The sequence below is a fragment of the Winogradskyella sp. SYSU M77433 genome, from assembly GCF_029911945.1.
Taxonomy (GTDB): domain Bacteria; phylum Bacteroidota; class Bacteroidia; order Flavobacteriales; family Flavobacteriaceae; genus Winogradskyella.
In genome coordinates this window covers 400,328-417,188 of record NZ_JARYTG010000003.1, presented here as the reverse complement: position 1 = coordinate 417,188, position 16,861 = coordinate 400,328, and the positions used below count along the sequence as shown (strand labels likewise).

Below are 16,861 nucleotides of genomic sequence, written 5' to 3'. Positions count from 1 at the left end.
AATTAAACAATTATGAGCGAATTAAGTGTAGACCACTTATTAGGAATAAAATATCTTACAAAGCAAGATATAGATCTTATTTTTGAAACTGCAGATCAATTTAAAGAAGTCATTAATAGGCCTATTAAGAAAGTCCCTTCGCTTAGAGATATCACTATTGCTAACTTATTCTTTGAAAATTCTACAAGAACAAAACTTTCATTTGAATTAGCAGAAAAAAGGCTTTCTGCAGATATTATTAATTTTTCAGCAGCTCAGTCTTCAGTAAAAAAAGGAGAAACTCTTATTGATACGGTTAATAACATTTTATCTATGAAAGTAGACATGGTTGTTATGCGTCATCCTAATCCTGGTGCTGGAATATTTCTATCTCAGCACGTTAATGCAAGTATAGTCAATGCAGGTGATGGAGCGCACGAGCATCCTACACAAGCCTTATTAGATTCTTATTCCATAAGAGAAAAGCTAGGAAGTGTTAAAGGTAAAAATGTTGTTATTGTTGGTGATATTCTTCATAGTAGGGTAGCACTTTCAAACATTTATGCTTTACAACTTCAAGGTGCTAATGTTATGGTTTGTGGACCAAAAACATTACTGCCAAAATATATAAAGGAATTGGGTGTTAAGGTAGAGACAAATCTTATGAAAGCCCTAGAATGGTGTGATGTGGCTAATATGCTTAGAGTTCAAAACGAACGAATGGATATTAGTTATTTTCCATCGACAAGAGAATATACTCAGCAATTTGGTGTCAATAAGGAGATTTTAGATAGTCTAAAAAAAGAGATTATAATCATGCATCCTGGTCCAATAAATAGAGGTGTAGAAATAACTAGTGATGTAGCAGATTCTAAACAAGCCATAATTTTAAACCAGGTTGAAAATGGTGTAGCTATTAGAATGGCTGTAATCTATTTGCTGGCGTCTAAAATAAAAAAGTAAGTTATGATTATAGATAGAGATGGAAATATTACAATCATTACTCAAGAAAAAGCTTCAGTAAAAACGTTGGTCAACAATATAGAACAGGCTTACGATAAGTATAAGAATGACCATCTTATTGTGAATTTATCGAGCTTGGATAAAATTTCTTTAGAAGATATTATTGAGTTTTTACGCCTATCTAACAATCATCGCGGTGATAAAAAATCGTTTGTTGTTGTTTCAGATAAAGTAGATTTAGATGAAATGCCAGATGAAATCATCGTAGTTCCTACCATGCATGAAGCTTACGATGTTATTGAGATGGAAGATATTGAAAGAGATTTAGGGTTTTAGTTTGAATAATGAGGCTATCATACTAAAAGAAGAGAAAATCTTAGATTTCATTTGGTTTTTTATTCTATTGATTGTTTTTGGCATAATTTCTATTCCATTCGAAGGGCTTTTTGAAAAAGAGGTTCATAATAAAGCTTTCGATTTTATAATGGCTTTTTTGTTTTTTTCGATTCTTTACATGACTCGTATAACTTTTATAGAAGGAGGATATATAGTTAAAGGAATAAAATTATCGTCATTTATCTTAAACAAACAAAAAATTCTAATTGCAGAGATAAAAGATGTAATAATTACCCAAGATCTTGAAAATTATTATGTGATTTCTGCAATTCATTATAATAATACTAGCTTTGAAATAAAGAAAATACCTAATAAGAATCCAGCACTCAAAGAGTTGGATTTAATTAGAACATATTTGAATTTAAATTCACATAAAAATTGAAACTCACCATTCTCGGCTGTCATAGCGCCACACCACGTACCAATACCAATCCTACATCTCAGGTTTTAGAGATAAAGAATCATATGTTTCTTATTGATTGTGGTGAGGGTACGCAAGTAGAGCTACGCAGAAATAAGATAAAGTTTTCAAGAATAAAGCACATTTTTATATCGCATCTTCATGGTGATCATTATTTTGGTTTGGTAGGTTTAATTAGCACATTTAGGCTGTTAACAAGAGAAACCGAACTTCATATATATGCTCCAAAAGGTTTAAAGGAAGTTATAACGTTACAAATGAAACTTTCGGATAGTTGGACTAATTATCCCTTAATCTTTCATGAATTGTCTTCCAAACAATCCGAATTAATTTATGAAGATGACAACGTTGAAGTACACACTATACCTTTAGACCATCGCATTTATACCAACGGATTTCTTTTTAAAGAAAAGGAAAATGATAGAAAAATTGATATTGAAGCAGTCACAGAAGCCAATATTAATGTGGCATATTTCAGAAAGCTAAAACAAGGAGCTGATGTCTTAAATGAAGATGGTGTTTTGATTGATAACAATACTGTTACAATGGATCCTAATCCTTCATTAAGTTATGCATTTTGCAGCGATACCGTTTACAACGAAGCAATTATTCCTATAATAAAAGAGGCTACAGTTCTATATCACGAATCTACTTTTTTAGAAAAGAATAAAATACTTTGTGCACCAACAAAGCACAGTACGGCTATCCAAGCTGCAACTATTGCAAAAAAAGCTAATGTAGATCATTTAATTCTTGGTCATTATTCTACGCGCTACAATGGTTACGACGAATTTAAACAAGAAGCACAGACGGTCTTTGAGAATGTACTTTTAGCCAAAGACGGTAAGTCTTTTGAGTTTAATTAAACTCACTAAGTTTTTGTACCCAGTCTATAGCTTCATCTAAACTTAAAGCTCTTTTTATTGGTATTGAGGCGAGTTGCTTTTCAATATTAGCATTTATAAATGTAGAATCTCTATAACTAACAATAGAAGCAGCTACTAAAATACTATCATCTTTATCAAAATACGACCATAAAACAGGGTCAATAGAGTAGGCATTTACTCTGTTAGCTATATAGGCAAGGGTTTTATGATGTCCATAATGTGCTCTAAGCGAAATAAGAACCTCTCCTAATTTGTTCCAATTAAAGTGTTCACCCTCATTAACTTCCATTATAAAAAAGTTGTCACATAAGTAGTAAGAACCAAAGTCAAGAATGACTTTTTTGTGTTGTATTGATTTGGAATAAGGGGAATCTTCAAATCGCATTTGTAAAAATTTTCTCTAAAATAGTCTTTTTTTTATCTAATCAAAAAATTGAAGTATCTTCGTAATACCATGGAAAAAGACCTCAGTAACTATAGAAAATCTTACGAAAAAGGCGAGTTATTACTTGATAATGTGCCAGATAACCCAATAGAGTTATTTAGAAATTGGTTTGTAGAGGTGGAGTCTAATTTTGATGTTGAAGAGCCTAATGCTATGACGGTATCTTCCATAGGATTAGATGGTTATCCAAAAAGTAGAGTAGTATTATTAAAAAAATATACTCACGAAGGATTTATTTTTTATACCAACTATAATAGTGAAAAAGGAAAAGCTATTGCAGAAAACCCACATGTATGTCTATCTTTCTTTTGGCATTCAGCAGAAAGACAAATTATAATTAAAGGTAAAGCCGAAAAAATTGCTGAAAATTTAAGCGATGGTTATTTTGAGTCTCGTCCCAGAGGTAGCCAACTTGGTGCTTTAGTTTCTAACCAAAGTGAGGTGGTAAAAAATAGAGAAGAACTAGAATCTAAACTTAAGGATTTAGAACTAGAATACGAGGGTAAGGAAATCGAACGACCAAAACATTGGGGAGGCTATATCATAAAGCCTGTAGAACTCGAATTTTGGCAAGGTAGACCCAATAGACTTCACGATAGAATACGATACAAACTACAAGAAGATTTCGATTGGAAAATTGAAAGATTAGCCCCTTAATTTTTTAACTAATATTCTGTGTTTTAATAGTCGTTGAAATGTTGTTTTTTAACGGTTAAACGCATTTTTATTATCCTGAATTATGTATTTCGTCGATGTTTTACATTTAAAATCGACGAAATGCATGTTTTTAATCGATTTTAACTTTTCTTTAACAATTTAGCAAATTTCCGCTGTTAAATTAGTAATCCCAAACCTAAATAACCTACTTATGAAAGTGACTAAACTATTGCCATTATTGGCTATTGTTGCCCTCTTAGGCCTTACATCTTGTTCTTCAGAAGATACTTTAGACGACCAAATGAATGCTATAGAAGTATCTGAAGCTCCTCAAGCCAAACAAATTGAAATTGAGATTATGGAGCTAATTAATAATTACAGAATTACCCAAGGATTAAATGCCTTAAATCAACATACCATAGTTAAAGCTGTAGCTTATACTCATACTGATTATATGATTGAGGTAAACAATGTATCTCATGATAACTTTTTTCAAAGAAAGCAAAGTTTAGAAGTTAATGCACATGCCAATTTAGTTACCGAAAATGTAGCTTACGGATTTAATTCGGCTGCTTCTGTGGTTAATGCTTGGTTAAATAGTCCAAGTCATAAAGAGAACATAGAAGGCAATTACACAGATTTTGACGTATCTGCCGAAATGAATAGCGAAGGAAAATGGTTTTTCACAAATATTTTCATTAAGCGATAAACCGCTATAAAAGTTGATTAATAGCCCCAACAGCCACAATGTGATTGTGGCTTTTTTATTTCTAATGAAATAAATAACTATGCTATTAAGATTGTAGACTTAATTAAAATTTATTTAAATTTCTTCTTTTAAAGTAGATGAAGATTTCAGATAGATTTAAAGGCTGTATTATGGGAGGAGCGATTGGCGATGCTTATGGGAGTTGTCATGAGAATGTTTTGCCTATTCAAAATTCAAAAGAAACATATTTCCTTTATGGTAAGCCTGAATCAGAAGATATGATTTGGGGTATTACAGATGATACTCAATTAACAATTGCTACTTGTGAGGCAATAACTGAAAATGAAAGTTTAGATGCAGAGATTTTTGCAAAAAAATATCTAGAATTTTATAAATCAAGAAAGCTAACAGGGTTAGGTGCTAGTACCCTTAAAGCCATGCAAGAGTTAGAGGTTGGTGGCCATTGGAGTCAGGTAGGTAGAAAAGGTGAATACGCAGCAGGTAATGGTTCTGCTATGAGAGTAGCTCCTTTAGCTTTTGAAACAAAAGTATCTAGAGATTTCATTAGAAATTTTTCAATTATAACTCATCATAATGATGAAGCTTATGTAGGAGCTTTATCTGTGTTTTTAGCAATTCAAGCCATTATAGAAGGAACTTGGACAGGCTTAGAAAATTTGTTAGAAATAATTATTGAGCAAATTCCTGATACGAGAGTAAGAGATAGGTTAATTACCATAAATAAATTGAACTGTGACGTAAATGAAGTAGGCAAATTAGGGAGTGATGGATATGTGGTAAACTCTATTCCATTAGCTATTGCTTATGCAAGCATGGTTCCAAAATTAGGTTTACATAATGTGTATAAACAGATTATTAGTTTAGGTGGTGATACAGATACTAATTGTTCAATTGCAGGTCAAATAGCAGGTGCATTTATTGGATATAGCAATATTCCTAGAGAACTCTTATTTAACCTAAAAGAGCTTAAAGAATATACATGGATAGATAAGACTATAGAAGCTTATCTTTCAAATAAAAATTGGTCATAACAAAAAAGCAAGCTCATGGCAAGCTTGCTTTAAAAAAACTAATTTGAGGAAGGTTATTAATCTTCCAAAATATAGAAGTAAGATCTTCGGTTGAGCTGGTGCTCTTCTTCCGTACATGTTACTCCGTTAGCACATTTATTTAATAATTGAGTTTCTCCGTAACCAATAGCACTTTCTATTCGCTCTGAAGCAATTCCTCTAGAGATGATATAGTCTCTTGTAGATTTTGCTCTTCGGTCAGATAATTTAAGATTGTAGTTATCTCTTCCTCGACTATCAGTATGCGATTCTATTTTAATCACCATTGTAGGATGCTTACGCATAACATCAACAATATTCTCAAGCTCATATTCTGCATCGGTTCTAATATTAGATTTATCAAAATCGAAGAAAATAGGGTTAATTACAATTTGATTGCTGACAATTAATGGCTCAAGATTTAAGTCAACATTATTAGATTTTTCGTTTTCCTCCGAAGTGGTAATTGATTTTTGATCATCTTTATAATCAGGCTTACTTCCAACTACAGTATAGGTTTTGCTACAGTCTATTTTAGGGAAAATATATTCGCCATTACTATTAGTGGTTACTTCATCAATGACCTTACCGGTTTCATCAATGAGTCTAACAGTAACTTCTTCTAATGGGTTATCAGTTCTTAAATCTCTGGCAATACCTTTTAATTTTTGTTGACATAAGTGTGAATTAAAGCTATAGATATCATCTCCACCTTTACCATTTGGTCTATTTGAAGAGAAATAACCAGATTGTTTGTCAGAATCTATAAAAAATGCAAAATCATCATAACCACTATTATAAGGTGCGCCAATGTTTTCAGGTTCTGAGTTGTCTCCTTTTAGGATATTAGATTTAAAAATATCTAACAAACCCAGATTAAGATAACCATCTGAAGAAAAGTATAAGGTACTGTCTTTGCTAACAAAAGGGAACATTTCTCGTCCTTCGGTATTGATTTTATCGCCTAAATTTTCAGGCTCTCCATAAGAACCATCATCATTTATTTTTACAGAATAAATATCGGTTTGTCCAAAACCACCTTCTCTGTCAGATACAAAATATAAGGTCTTATTATCGGCACTCAAAGCAGGATGACCTGTTGAGAAAACATCATCATTAAAAGGTAATTCTACAACATTAGACCAGGTTTTATTCACTAAGTTTGCTTTATATATCTTAAGGTGTGTTGTGCCTTCTTTGTCGTAATTTAACCTTTTGCGTTTGTTAACATTATCTCTGGTAAAATACAAGGTTTTACCATCATTAGTTATGGCAATAGAAGCTTCGTGATATTCAGAATTTATAGCTTCAGCTTCAAGCTCTGTAGGTGAACCATAGTTAATACTTTGACCATTTTCATTAACATCAACGACATATAAATCTAAAAAAGGTTCTTTATTCCAGTCATAAACTTTTCCATCACCTCTTGATGATGCAAAGTATAATTTTCCATCAGCTTGAAAAGAACCGAAATCTGAATTTTCAGAGTTAAATGGTAAGTTTTCTATATTTACTAGAATCTCATTTTTTGCTGTTAGCTTACTGTATATATCTGTCTCATCTGGGTTATAACCTTTTAGTCTACTATCACCTTGTTGAGCAGCACTTAACTCTTTAAACCATTTATCTGCCTCGTCATACTTACCAATACTTCTTAAAGATTGGATGTATTTAAACATATGTTCAGCATCTATTTTTTTATGTTTTTTTATGGCTTCACCATACCAATAAGCAGCTTTATCAGACTTGGAATTATTGTAATTTGCATCACCTAATCGAGTTAGCACGTGTTCACTGTCATCACCATTTTCTAAAGCTTTTTCATAAAGTTCTATGGCTTTTACATAACCATAGTTATCAAAAAACTTATCAGCCAATTTCGTTTGTGCAAAAGAAACTGACGAAGCAATAATTAGAAGTAAAGCTAATAGTCTTGTTTTCATAATCCGTTTCAATTTAGAAGTATCTTGGCGATTTAATTCGTTTGCTTTTAAAGACTTCAAACATTAAAAGAACCTCATGTGTTCCACCTGTGTAAGGTCTTATATCAGAAATAGGATATTCATATGCATATCCAACTCGTAGTTGTTTTGAAATTTGAAAATCAGCAATGCCTCCAATAGCACCAGCGTTATTATCAAATCTATATCCACCACCAATCCAAAACTTTTCATAGAACAAAAAGTTTGCCGAAGCATCAAAAGAAAGTGGCGCACCATTGGTTGCTTTTAATAATACCGAAGGTTTCAATTTTGTGTTTTCGCTAAGCGTGAAAACGTAACCACCAGTAAAATAATAACTGATTCTTTCTAAAGCCACATAGTCAAGAGTTCCGTTTTCACCTTTGTTGTAATCGGTATTTAATATTCTGGGAGCAGATAAACCAATGTACCATAATTGGTTGTGTAAATAAATTCCAGCTCCAAAATTTGGACTCCATCGATTAGATACATCTGCAAAGAATGGATCATTAATAACACTAGGGTCGTTTAGTAATTCTTCATCTAGAGTATAATGTGTAACACCACCTTTAATACCAAAAGCTAATTTTGTTTTTTCACTAGTCTTTATGGTATAAGAGTAATCAGCATATAAATAAGAGAAATTTTCATAACCTAGTTGATCATTTATAAAAGAAATCCCTAAACCCATATTTTCATTTCTCATAGGAGTATGTATAGATAGGGTTTGTGTCTCTGGGCCTCCTTCTAAGCCAACCCACTGGCTTCTATGTAAACCAACGATACTTAGTGTTTCTCTGCTTCCTGCATAAGCGGGATTTATAGAAATAGTATTAAACATGTACTGTGTAAATTGTGGAAGCTGCTGTCCGAAAACTGCAGAAACACACAAAAGGAGCAATACACTACTTATTAATTTATATAACTTCATCGGTTAAGTTTTAATTTGTTGCTACATAGATAGGACCTGTAAAAGGAGCCAATCCACTATTCTTTATATTGATGATATAATAGTATGTTCCAGTTGGGACTTTTCCAGAATTTCCTACAGATGAGCTATGCGACTCACCTCCCCAATCATTTTGATAATTACCAGACTTGTAAACTTCCGCACCCCAACGATTGAAAATCTGAACTTCAATTTCGAAACCACATTCTTCAATGGCAGAAACAGTAAAGAAGTCATTAAAGTTATCACCGTTAGCGGTAACAGTTTTAGAAATAACAACATTATCTGCAGAGCTACACGGTAATACTAAACACTCGTCATCTACACTAACAGTTACTTCAACTTCTGTCGGACATGGACCTTCAGTAATCGAATACCTAAAGATGTAATCACCAACATCAACAGAATTAGGATCAAAGTAGCTACCGTTTAATGTAGCATTTCCAGAAACTACTGTCCATGCTCCATTCATATCAAAATCTCCAGATAAGAGATTGAATAAATCAAATTCAATATCAAGAACACAACGTTGAGCATTCTCAGCTTGTATAACATTACTTATTTCAACAGTAATATTTTGTACAAACTCAGATTGATTTCCACAATCATCGGTAACAGTCCACATTCTTGTAATACTGTAATCTTCAAAATCATTAGTTTGAGTAGATGTTTCGTTATAATCAACATCAATATTATTAGAACAAGAATCTTGAAATACTAAACTTGGTACATTTGGAATTTCATCACATGAAACTGTAATATCTGAATCAAATGTAGATACCATTGCTGGTGGTGTAGTATCTTGAACTGTAATAATTTGAATATGAATTAACTCATTTCCACAGCTGTCACTTGCTATCCAAATGCGTTCTATAATATATTCGCCAATACAAGATGAATTTGAATTATCTATATTCTCAGAGAAATTCACAGTAGCAGATCCACAACTATCTGTTGCTGTTAAATTTGCAGCAGCTGGTACATTGTCGCATTCAACAATGATATCTGTAGGTAAATTTTCATTAAAAGTTGGCGCAGTAGTATCTTGAACAGTTATATTTTGCGTATGGCTAGTTTCGTTACCACAAGCATCCTGAGCAACCCAAGTTCTAATCAAAGTATAATCATTATCACAACTTCCAGAATTGATAGTTTCAGTCAATGTTACAGTAGCATCACCACAATTATCGGTAGCAGTTAAGTTTTCAGCATTTAATAAATCTTCACACTCCACAGTAATATCTGCTGGTAGACTTTCATTGAAAGTTGGTGCAGTAGTATCTTGAACTGTAATGGTCTGTACCAGAGCAGTAGTGTTTCCACAGTCATCAAATAAAGACCAAGCACGATTAATTGTAAAGCTTCCAGCGCAAGCACCATCTACTATAGTGTCTGTAAATGTTGCCTCAAGGTTTGAAGAAGAACAGTTATCACTTTCATCTGTAACGTCACCTGTAAAGACAAGGTCGTTGACATCCTGATCGCATTCCAAGGTTAAGTTTGCAGGAACCGAGAAAGTAGGAGGCGTTGTATCTTCAGTGGTTATGGTCTGATTAGCAGAAGTCGTATTTCCACAAGCATCAGTAGCCGTCCAAGTTCTGATGATAGTTTTGGTGTTTCCACATGCAGCGGTTTCTACGTCCGAGTATGAGATAGTTGGTGTAGCACAATCATCTGTAGCTGTAGCCTGACCTGTATTGGCGGGAGAAGTATCTTCTGTACATTCAATAGTTACATCTGCAGGAACAGTAAGAACAGGTGCAACGGTGTCTACAATAGAATATGTAGCAGTAACCGAGTCTGAATTTCCACAGACGTCTGTAGCAGTAAATGTTACTGTAATAGCACCATTGGCACAATCCACAGTAGTACTGTTGTTATAGTCATTGGACCAAATTACGTTACCACAACTGTCAGAAGCTGTTGCTCCAGCGTTGTTGGCAATCCAAGTCTCAAGCGTACCATCAGGTGTAACACCACATTCTATATCTATATTTGAGATATTTGAAGCATCGATAATAGGAGCAGTAGTATCTATAACTGTGATGGTTTGGTCAGCTGAAGCCGTATTTCCACAAGCATCAGTAGCAGTCCAAGTTCTAACTATGGTTTTAGTGTTGCCACATGCAGCAGTCTCAACATCGGACTGAGATATAGTTACATCTCCACAATTATCTGTACCAGTAGCACTTCCGGTAGCATTACTAGAGCTGTCCTCTGTACACTCTATAGTTACATCTGCAGGCACTGAAATTTCTGGTGCAGTTGTATCTTGAACTGTAATGGTCTGTACCAGAGCAGTAGTGTTTCCACAGTCATCAGATAAAGACCAAGCACGATTAATTGTAAAGCTTCCAGCACAAGCACCATCTACTATAGTGTCTGTAAATGTAGCCTCAAGGTTTGAAGAACAGTTATCATTTTCATCCGTAACGTCACCTGTAAATACAAGATCGTTGACATCCTGGTCACATTCTAAAGTCAAATTAGCAGGAACAGAGAAAGTAGGAGGCGTTGTATCTTCAGTGGTTATAGTCTGATTAGCAGAAGTTGTATTTCCACAAGCATCAGTAGCTGTCCAAGTCCTGATGATAGTTTTGGTATTTCCACATGCAGCGGTTTCTACGTCCGAGTATGAGATGCTTGGAGAAGCACAATCATCTGTTGCAGTAGCTTGACCTGTATTAGCAGGAGAAGTATCTTCTGTACATTCTATAGTTACATCCGCAGGAACAGTAAGAACAGGTGCTACGGTGTCAACAATAGAATATGTAGCCGTAACCGAATCTGAATTTCCACAGTCGTCTATGGCCGTAAATGTCACTGTAATGGCACCATTAGCACAACCCACAGAGGTACTGTCGTTATAGTCATTAGACCAAGTTACGTTACCACAAGAATCAGATGCTGTAGCACCAGCATTATTGGCAATCCAAGTCTCAAGCGTACCATCAGGTGTAACACCACATTCTATATCTATATTTTCGATATTTGAAGCATCGATAATAGGAGCAGTAGTATCTTGAACAGTTATGGTTTGTGTATGGCTAGTTTCGTTACCACAAGCATCCTGAGCAACCCAAGTTCTAATCAAAGTATAATCATTATCACAACTTCCAGAATTGATAGTTTCAGTCAATGTTACTGTAGCATCACCACAATTATCAGTAGCAGTTAAGTTTTCAGCATCTAATAAATCTTCACACTCCACAGTAATATCTGCAGGTAGGCTTTCATTGAAAGTTGGTGCAGTAGTGTCTTGAACTGTAATGGTCTGTACGAGTGAAGTCGTGTTTCCACAGTCATCAGATAAAGACCAAGCACGGTTAATTGTAAAGCTTCCAGCGCAAGCACCATCTACTATAGTGTCTGTAAATGTTGCCTCAAGGTTTGAAGAAGAACAGTTATCACTTTCATCTGTAACGTCACCTGTAAAGACAAGGTCGTTGACATCCTGATCACATTCTAAAGTCACATTAGCAGGAACAGAGAAAGTAGGAGGCGTTGTATCTTCAGTAGTTATGGTCTGATCAGAAGAAGTAGTATTTCCACAAGCATCAGTAGTAGTCCAAGTTCTGATGATAGTTTTGGTATTTCCACATGCAGCGGTTTCTACGTCCGAGTATGAGATAGTTGGTGTAGCACAATCATCTGTAGCTGTAGCTTGACCTGTGTTGGCAGGAGAAGTATCTTCTGTACATTCTATAGTTACATCCGCAGGAACAGTAAGAACAGGTGCAACAGTATCTACAACAGTTATTGTTTGTACACCTGTTGTTACATTACCACAATTATCTGAAACAGTCCAGGTTCTTTCAATAACTTGTGTATTCCCACAAGTATTCGTAATGTTATCAAATTCTGAAATAGTTACACCACCACATGAATCTTCTCCTTTTGCTAAACCAGTATTATCACTGGAAGTATCATCTCCACATTCTAAAGTAATATCTTCAGGTAAAGTTAAAATTGGAGGAGTGGTATCTTCGACAGTAATAACTTGATCAGCAGAAGTGGTATTTCCACATTCATCAGTAGCAGTCCAAATTCTAACTATAGTTTTTGTATTCCCACATGTACCAGGTGTTTCATTATCAATTTGTGTGATAGTAACAGTACTACAGTGATCATTACCTGTGGCTTGACCTGTATTATTACTTGATGAATCGTCTGTACATTCAATAGTAATATCAGAAGGAATATTGATAATAGGTGCAATTGTATCTTCTATAGTTATGGTTTGTACAGCACTAGCAGTATTATTACAGCTGTCAGTAATTGTAAATGTTCGAGTTAAAATTATTGGGCAATTATCAGTTGAAGTTATAACATCAATATAAGTTATATTTTCAATGCTAAAATCATCAGAGGCATTGTAATCTGAATTAGACTGAAATATAGATTGAACATCTGCTGATTCCACTGAACTATATGTGAATAAAGCATTGCTTTCTGTGATGTCTGAAGTGCTGCAACCTTCTATTGTGATTGTAGATGGTACAGATATTTCTGGGTTTTCTGTATCGTCAGCAGAAATAGTTATATCTAAACTAAACGAACAGTTATTAGAGTCTGTAACAAGAACAGTATAATTTGATGCTGATAAATTATCAAAAATCCCATCAGATTGAGATGTTATACCATTATCAATAGAATATGAATACGGAGAAACTCCACCAGATGCTTCAATTATGAAACTTCCTGTATCATTTCCAGAACAATCTACATTAACTGTTTGTGTAACGGATGCAGAAAGATTTTCAGAAGGTTCACTAATTGTATTTTGAGCTGTAGTAATACAACCATTAGCATCAGTTATGGTAACAGAATATGTACCAGCTGACAAGTTATTAATATCCTTACTTGTAGCTCCATTATTCCATGAATAAGTATAAGGTTGTGTTCCGCCAGAAACTGTTAAATCTATGGATCCTGTACTATCTCCTTTACATAGTACATGAGATGGGTTAGTAGAAGCACTCAAAGTATCAGGTTCTGAAATAGTGATGGTTGTAGATTCTTCACATAAAGTAGTTTCATCCGTAACTGTTACAGTATAATCTCCAGCTGGTAAGCCTGAAACTGAAGGTGTTGTATCGGTTAAAGAATCCCAAGTATAAGTAAATGGTCCAGTTCCATTAGAAACTATAGCAGTAGCAGTACCATTACTTTCACCATTACAAACTACAGGTGTCGATGTACCAGAAATAGATAAATCATGGCAAGTACCTGAGTCTACTGATGCAGATTTTGATAATGTACAACCATTAGCGTCCGTTACGGTTACAGTATATGAACCGACAGATAAGCCTAAAATACTAGGAGTTGTTTCACCACCAGGACTCCATAAATATGAATAAGGAGGAGTTCCACCAGAAACTGTTGCCAAGATGATACCATCATTGGTAAGAGGTCCTAACAAATCTGTTACAAGTGTAGAAATACTTAAAGGACTATCTGGTTGGGTTATTGTAAATGATTTTTGAACAGAAGAACATACGGTTCCATCCATAGTAACCGAAACATCATAGTCTCCAGATGGTAAGTTGTTAAGCGTACTGCTTGTTACTCCAGAATCAACCTGACCTGTACTCCAAGTAAATGTATATGTAGCACTTGGATTGTAGGCTGAGGCAGCAGATACTGTTGCAGAACCTGTAGCTTCACCGTAACAAGATACATTATTTGTGTTATCTATAGTAACTTGAGTATCACAGGTGTCATTACATTCTATTACAATAGTTTCTATTATTTGACAGTTGTTTGCATCGGTAATAGTTACAGAGTGGTTTCCATTACTCAAATTAGTTACAGTAGCACTAGTTTGGCTATCAGCAGAATTACTCCATAAATAGGTGTATGGTGCAGTACCTCCAGAAACATTTATTGTTGCTTGTCCATTGTTACAACCTTGAGAGGTAGTAGCGTGTGTAATATTTATATTTGAACTTAGAGCACTAGATGGAGAAGAAATGTTTTGACTTATTGTAGCTGTACAACCATTAGCATCAGTTACAGTAACCGAATAATTTCCTTGTGCAATATTTGTTATATCTTGACTTGTAGCTCCATTATTCCAACTGAAAGTGTAAGGAGGAGTTCCTCCTTCAACATAGGTGTAAATATTGGCATCAGATTCGCCATAACAAGAAACGTCATTATAATCTTCAATTGAAATTTGTAAAGCTTCGGCTTCAGTAATTTGAGCATCAATTGTAGTAGAACATGCGTTTGAATCTAAAACTGTTATAGTATAATTGCCAGCAGCTAAATTTTCGAATAATCCACTAGTTTGATAACTTGTACCTCCATTGATAGAATATGAGTATGGAGAAGTTCCACCAACACCTTCAACACTAATACTTCCAGAAGTATCGTCATTACAATCAATATTTTCTATACTAATAATATTTGCTGTTAATATAGAACTAGGTTGTGATATTGAAACTTGACTAGTTGAAGTACAGCCATTTGCGTCTGTAACAGTAACTCCATAAGATCCTGGTGCTAAATTGTTTAAATCTTGAGAAGTAGCTCCCGTATTCCAATTGTAAGTGTAAGGAGCTGTGCCACCAGAAACCGTAAGATCAATAGAACCATCAGATTCACCATAACAGCTTACGTTTGAAGTTGAAAGTGATGTTACTAACTCTTGAGAAGGTTGATTTATAGTATAACTATCTGATATAGTACAACCATTAGCATCGGTAACAATTACATTGTAAGTACCTCCAAAAACGTTTGAAATATCTTCCGAAGTAGCAGTATTATTCCATTCATAAGAGTAAGGTGGAGTACCTCCTGTTACAGTTATATCTATAGCTCCTGTGTTTTCAAGTTTACATAGAACATCAGTTACTGTAGCGGTTAAATTCATACCAGTAAGAACAATAGGATCTAAGTTTATGTTTTCACATTGAGTGTAGCTACTTCTTACTCTAAGTGTATAAGTACCAGATGATCTGGAAAATATTGGTGAACTTTGAAATGGTCCATTGTTAAGACTATATTCAAACTCATCACCAACAGGATTAATAACTTCAATTAAAAAGTTGCCATTTGTAGGGTCACAGCCTATTTCTACTTCAGGTTCCGTAGGTTTATTAACATAGGTTAATGTAACAGTAGCTTCATCACAGACGGATGTGTTAGGTGCAGGAAGGCAAACACTATAATCAAAAGTGACGTCACCTGTAAAACCATCATTTGGTACATAAGTATATGTACCATCAGAGTTTAATTGAAACGATTGACCAGCAGGTGTAGGACCTGATACTAATTGATATGTTGAACCGGCAGGCACATTGTTACCTAAATCAATATCACCACTATATGTAGAATTTATACAATTTACATCATGGCTATCTATGGCATATTTTTGAAGTATAAAAAACTTACCATCTCCATGGTCTCTTGTAGCGGCAACAAACTCTATTTTAGTGATTTTTGAACCAATAGGCGCAATATCATTTAAATAAAATAGAGCTATACCTATAGTCTGTCCATTTTCATTACATCTTCCAGATTGCCAATAGTCAGAATTATTATAAGGACTACCAAAATTACAGTTTTGGTAATTACCAGCATTTCTTACAAATGTAGATCCTAATACTTGTTCTGGGCCACCACCATTAGGTGTTCCCCAAATTTCTATATAAAAACAGTTATTTCCACCTCTTTCGGTAACTGCTAAAACACTTCCTTCATTAGCAGGAATAGAAGGGCTGTAAAAGATTGTTTGCCTTTGAGCATCAGTTGATTGGATTGCGCCAAAGTTTGAACAAATATTTCTACCGTTAAAGTTAGAAGTAAAGTAATGGTTTAAGTTTTTATCCTGAAAAGCACTTATAGCATCAGTATTCCAACTTGCAAAACTACTGTTAACACCCAAATCACTTCCGTTTAGTTGAATGCCGTTTCTGTAATCTCCATCAGGACCTAATGTGGTCATTTCATAACTCGTAGGAACTACGAATGTATTATACATTGTACCATTTACGGTAACAGACTGTATAGTTGCAGGATCACTAAGGCTTGATTGTGTATCTTCCCACTGAAACGTAACGCCTGATTGGATTGATGGAGCTTGTTGTGCTAATATTAAATTAGGAGTAATAATAGAAAGCGCTATTAAAACAATCCAAGATACATTTACTATTGTAGCACAAAAGTATCTATTTTTCATACTTTACTTTTATAACATTATTTAATGTTGTATACCTAAGAATTAAGCAAACTAAATTCAGAATTAGATTCTGTGTATTAGATAGTTACTTAATCATAAGTACTGAAAATTTGTTTTGTAAAAATGTAGAGGGAAGCAATGTTAATGTAAATGCACAACAGAATGGATTAATATATTTTTGATTTGGGGTCATTTACATTAATTTTACATAACAAAAGAAATTATAACTTAAATCATAC

The 16,861-nt window shown here is 34.3% G+C and carries 11 protein-coding genes; 7 read left to right on the top strand and 4 right to left on the bottom strand.

Translation table 11 applies throughout. The features are described 5' to 3' along the window. Window positions 1–12 precede the first annotated feature (12 nt). The 4 genes from QGM60_RS07910 to QGM60_RS07895 are packed head-to-tail and all read left to right on the top strand — an operon-like array spanning window position 13 to window position 2,625. On the top strand, window positions 13–942 hold the full coding sequence (locus QGM60_RS07910) for an aspartate carbamoyltransferase catalytic subunit (RefSeq protein WP_281139699.1): 930 nt from the start codon (window positions 13–15) through the stop codon (window positions 940–942). Window positions 943–945: 3 nt separating this feature from the next. After that, entirely contained in the window at window positions 946–1,278 is a 333-nt protein-coding gene (locus QGM60_RS07905; RefSeq protein ID WP_281139698.1) for a ribonuclease Z, read from the top strand. Between the two features lies 1 nt (window position 1,279). Next, window positions 1,280–1,720 (top strand): hypothetical protein, encoded by a 441-nt coding sequence (locus QGM60_RS07900; protein ID WP_281139697.1) that lies wholly within the window; start codon window positions 1,280–1,282, stop codon window positions 1,718–1,720. Beyond that, window positions 1,717–2,625, top strand: a complete 909-nt coding sequence (locus QGM60_RS07895; RefSeq protein WP_281139696.1) for a ribonuclease Z — start codon at window positions 1,717–1,719, stop codon at window positions 2,623–2,625. The genes QGM60_RS07900 and QGM60_RS07895 overlap by 4 nt, the downstream gene beginning before the upstream one ends. Here QGM60_RS07895 and QGM60_RS07890 read toward each other — a convergent pair. Continuing rightward, window positions 2,618–3,031 (bottom strand): hypothetical protein, encoded by a 414-nt coding sequence (locus tag QGM60_RS07890; protein ID WP_281139695.1) that lies wholly within the window; start codon window positions 3,029–3,031, stop codon window positions 2,618–2,620. The two genes, QGM60_RS07895 and QGM60_RS07890, sit on opposite strands and share 8 nt — an antisense overlap. A gap of 69 nt (window positions 3,032–3,100) precedes the next feature. Here QGM60_RS07890 and pdxH point away from each other — a divergent pair, with 69 nt between their 5' ends. The 3 genes from pdxH (at window position 3,101) to QGM60_RS07875 (ending at window position 5,509) form a co-directional block, all read left to right on the top strand. After that, entirely contained in the window at window positions 3,101–3,748 is a 648-nt protein-coding gene (gene pdxH / locus QGM60_RS07885) for a pyridoxamine 5'-phosphate oxidase (RefSeq protein ID WP_281139694.1), read from the top strand. 211 nt (window positions 3,749–3,959) lie between these two features. Next, the gene (locus tag QGM60_RS07880; RefSeq protein ID WP_281139693.1) at window positions 3,960–4,457 is read left to right on the top strand and encodes a CAP domain-containing protein; all 498 of its coding nucleotides are present in this window, start codon (window positions 3,960–3,962) and stop codon (window positions 4,455–4,457) included. Between the two features lie 137 nt (window positions 4,458–4,594). Then, window positions 4,595–5,509 (top strand): ADP-ribosylglycohydrolase family protein, encoded by a 915-nt coding sequence (locus QGM60_RS07875; RefSeq protein WP_281139692.1) that lies wholly within the window; start codon window positions 4,595–4,597, stop codon window positions 5,507–5,509. 56 nt (window positions 5,510–5,565) lie between these two features. On the opposite strand, the gene QGM60_RS07870 is transcribed toward QGM60_RS07875, so the two are convergent. From QGM60_RS07870 to QGM60_RS07860, 3 genes are read right to left on the bottom strand one after another with little or no spacing between them, the layout of a single operon-like run. After that, window positions 5,566–7,470, bottom strand: a complete 1,905-nt coding sequence (locus QGM60_RS07870) for an OmpA family protein (RefSeq protein ID WP_281139691.1) — start codon at window positions 7,468–7,470, stop codon at window positions 5,566–5,568. Between the two features lie 13 nt (window positions 7,471–7,483). Further along, entirely contained in the window at window positions 7,484–8,419 is a 936-nt protein-coding gene (locus QGM60_RS07865) for a type IX secretion system membrane protein PorP/SprF (protein ID WP_281139690.1), read from the bottom strand. A 10-nt stretch (window positions 8,420–8,429) separates the two neighbouring features. Next, window positions 8,430–16,622 (bottom strand): gliding motility-associated C-terminal domain-containing protein, encoded by an 8,193-nt coding sequence (locus QGM60_RS07860; RefSeq protein ID WP_281139689.1) that lies wholly within the window; start codon window positions 16,620–16,622, stop codon window positions 8,430–8,432. Between the last annotated feature and the right edge of the window lie 239 nt (window positions 16,623–16,861).

Excerpts from the sequence above, each read along its gene's own strand:
- QGM60_RS07875 (WP_281139692.1), top strand. The coding sequence starts at position 4,595 with ATGAAGATTTCAGATAGATTTAAAGGCTGTATTATGGGAGGAGCGATT.
- QGM60_RS07860 (WP_281139689.1), bottom strand. The coding sequence starts at position 16,622 with ATGAAAAATAGATACTTTTGTGCTACAATAGTAAATGTATCTTGGATT.
- QGM60_RS07910 (WP_281139699.1), top strand. The coding sequence starts at position 13 with ATGAGCGAATTAAGTGTAGACCACTTATTAGGAATAAAATATCTTACA.
- pdxH (WP_281139694.1), top strand. The coding sequence starts at position 3,101 with ATGGAAAAAGACCTCAGTAACTATAGAAAATCTTACGAAAAAGGCGAG.
- QGM60_RS07905 (WP_281139698.1), top strand. The coding sequence starts at position 946 with ATGATTATAGATAGAGATGGAAATATTACAATCATTACTCAAGAAAAA.
- QGM60_RS07870 (WP_281139691.1), bottom strand. The coding sequence starts at position 7,470 with ATGAAAACAAGACTATTAGCTTTACTTCTAATTATTGCTTCGTCAGTT.
- QGM60_RS07890 (WP_281139695.1), bottom strand. The coding sequence starts at position 3,031 with ATGCGATTTGAAGATTCCCCTTATTCCAAATCAATACAACACAAAAAA.
- QGM60_RS07880 (WP_281139693.1), top strand. The coding sequence starts at position 3,960 with ATGAAAGTGACTAAACTATTGCCATTATTGGCTATTGTTGCCCTCTTA.
- QGM60_RS07865 (WP_281139690.1), bottom strand. The coding sequence starts at position 8,419 with ATGAAGTTATATAAATTAATAAGTAGTGTATTGCTCCTTTTGTGTGTT.